This window comes from Peptoniphilus indolicus ATCC 29427 (assembly GCF_000227315.1).
GTDB lineage: Bacteria > Bacillota > Clostridia > Tissierellales > Peptoniphilaceae > Peptoniphilus > Peptoniphilus indolicus.
Genome location: NZ_JH165074.1, coordinates 1 through 2,467, shown reverse-complemented (window position 1 = coordinate 2,467; position 2,467 = coordinate 1). Strand labels below are relative to the sequence as shown.

At 29.2% G+C, this 2,467-nt stretch carries 3 protein-coding genes; 2 read left to right on the top strand and 1 reads right to left on the bottom strand.

Annotated features, from left to right (window positions below; genetic code table 11):
• A partial coding sequence (locus HMPREF9129_RS09770) for an FtsX-like permease family protein (RefSeq protein WP_004823168.1) occupies positions 1-439 on the top strand: 439 nt, incomplete at its 5' end.
• 13 nt (positions 440-452) lie between these two features.
• On the top strand, positions 453-710 hold the full coding sequence (locus HMPREF9129_RS09765) for a hypothetical protein (RefSeq protein WP_004823166.1): 258 nt from the start codon (positions 453-455) through the stop codon (positions 708-710).
• 602 nt (positions 711-1,312) lie between these two features.
• Here the strand turns inward: HMPREF9129_RS09765 and HMPREF9129_RS09760 are convergent.
• The gene (locus tag HMPREF9129_RS09760; protein WP_004823164.1) at positions 1,313-2,143 is read right to left on the bottom strand and encodes a Rieske 2Fe-2S domain-containing protein; all 831 of its coding nucleotides are present in this window, start codon (positions 2,141-2,143) and stop codon (positions 1,313-1,315) included.
• Positions 2,144-2,467 lie beyond the last annotated feature (324 nt).

Below are 2,467 nucleotides of genomic sequence, written 5' to 3'. Positions count from 1 at the left end.
TCTTCAAATAAAGTCTTTTAAAGATTTCAAAAATCTTATAGAGTTTGTTGGTTATAGTTTATCTATAGTATTGTTTTTAATTTCTGTATTAAATTTTATAAATATTATTGCTACTGAAATATTGAGAAACATGGTTAACTTATCAATCCTTGAATCTATTGGACTGACAAAGAAAAATATAAAAAAATATTTGGTGAAAAAGAATTTGATCTATTCTTTATGTGGCTTAGTATTTTCTTTCATCATCATGCTTCTTGTAGATAAATATATCTTGATAGGTTTTATGGAACAAACTAAGTGGACTTCCTATAAATTTGTAATCATGCCACTTATACTTGTAAACTTTGTAAATATAATTATTGGGATAATATTTACAGGTAGATTCTATGAAAAGCACAGTCAAAACAGTCTTGTAGATAGAATAAGAAGTTTAGAATAATAGAGGAGGTTTTATGAAAGAAAATTTAAGCAAGAAGATATTTCTACTTGGACTCGTAATATTTGTGATTTCCTACCTACTGCCAATAGACATCTTTGAAAGCTATACAAGTTTAAGACCCACTGGACTCACATCAATGTTTGTCTGCCCAATTATTGGACTAATAGGTTTAATATTTGGGGTAAAGGAAAAGGATAAGTTGTTTATGGCGTTAAATGTCCTTTTAATCTTATTACTGCCTATAGCAATGTTTGTAGGTCATCTAATATAAGTAATGCGATTAAAACAAGAAAATAAATTAAAACAGCACTTTTATGGGCTGTTTTTTCTTTGCTCCAGAATGATATAATGTATTATAAGATGCGTATTGATTAACATATTCCCACATACGAGGCTTTTGAAAAACATTAAACTTTATCCATACTGACCACTCAAGCCATGTGGAGATGGTAGTATTGATGTCAAGAAAATAAGATAATATGTGGCTTTTAGGATTTTTAAAGTAATCTTAAAAGCCATATTTTTATGGTTAAAATACCTTGTGGGAACCTAGTAATGAAGAAATTCGTAGGCGTGTGTATGCAAGATAGATATTTATAGGAGAGTGAACGGGACGGATATAAAATATAATTAATAGTCAAGTAAAGAATTAGACAACAAAATAACCTCATATATCAAAATATAAAATAATGGACTTAGCTTTTTGAAATTAAATTCTTTAATAGTTAGTAAATTAGGAATGTTGAAGAGAATCTCTTAATTTTCTATATTCAATAATGGGTTTATCACCGTATATTAAATTTTCATTTGATTTTAAAGAAGAAGCCTTAGGTCTTTGAGTTTCAACAACCCTTTTGTCCTGCCTTTCAATAATTAAATTGGCAAATTTTCCAAAAATCCAATAAATCTATTAATTAATCTAATGCCTGTGATCTTATTGTAGAAACGAAGATATAAAATTGTATTTTCATCATCAATTGGAGCAAAAAATATTAAAACCTTGATTTTATCTGCAATATTATTTAGCCATACATTTGGAAACTTAAATTTTAAAAAAGTGGATTTAATTTTACAGTCTTTGGATTTTTTAGGTGCTTGTCCCTCATCTACTTCATTATTTGCACTTGTAAGAATGGTTTTTTTGTCTTCCGATACGATAACCTTAGGTCCGTTGATAAGTGTTTTACCTCCAGCACCTATCGTGTTATGGTGAACAAAAGGTAGATGGACGACATCAAGTTGATTTTCAATCGCTCTTGAATAATGTGTATTCCAATGGTCTTTGAACTCTGAAAAAACAAAAGACTTGTCTATTTCATCGTGGAAAGGAATATCATCGCTAGATTTATCTTTATCACCGTACCAGATGTAAATAATGTCATGCTTTTCTATGAGCTTAAAAAAACTTACATTATATCTAGTTAAATCACCTTGATTGTTAATCCCATTGGCAGGGATAAATTGACATTCACCTTCACCATTAAACTCTAAGCCATGAAAAGGGCATTGAATGTTGCAATTATTTACAACCTCACCCTTAGAAAGAGCAGCGCCTCTATGACTACACATATCCATTAAACAAGAAACTTCTCCCTTATTATCCCTATAGAAAACAAGATCCATTCCAAGTCTTCTAACGCCAACCAATTGATTCTTATTGACTTCACTTGAAGAAAGCACGGCATACCATTGATTTTTTATCATATAAATACTCCTCACCTTACCGAGCAAACATTTATTTATATTATACTATAAAAAGCATTTAAATTCCATTACTTGACAGGAAGCTCTAGTTATAAGTTCTCAAGAATACTATTATTTGAGGGAATTCTTTTATTAGAATCAGAAAATGAACTGTTAAGTTTAAAAAATTTGTAAGAGAAACTTGTTTAAACAGAAATGATTATTAAAGGAGCCACACATGTCAAATATTCATAATTTTTCCAATACAAAGATGGGGCTTTTATAGAAGAGTATGAGAACACATTAGTCTTAAACAAATATTAAATAAATTTAGAATATAGAGAA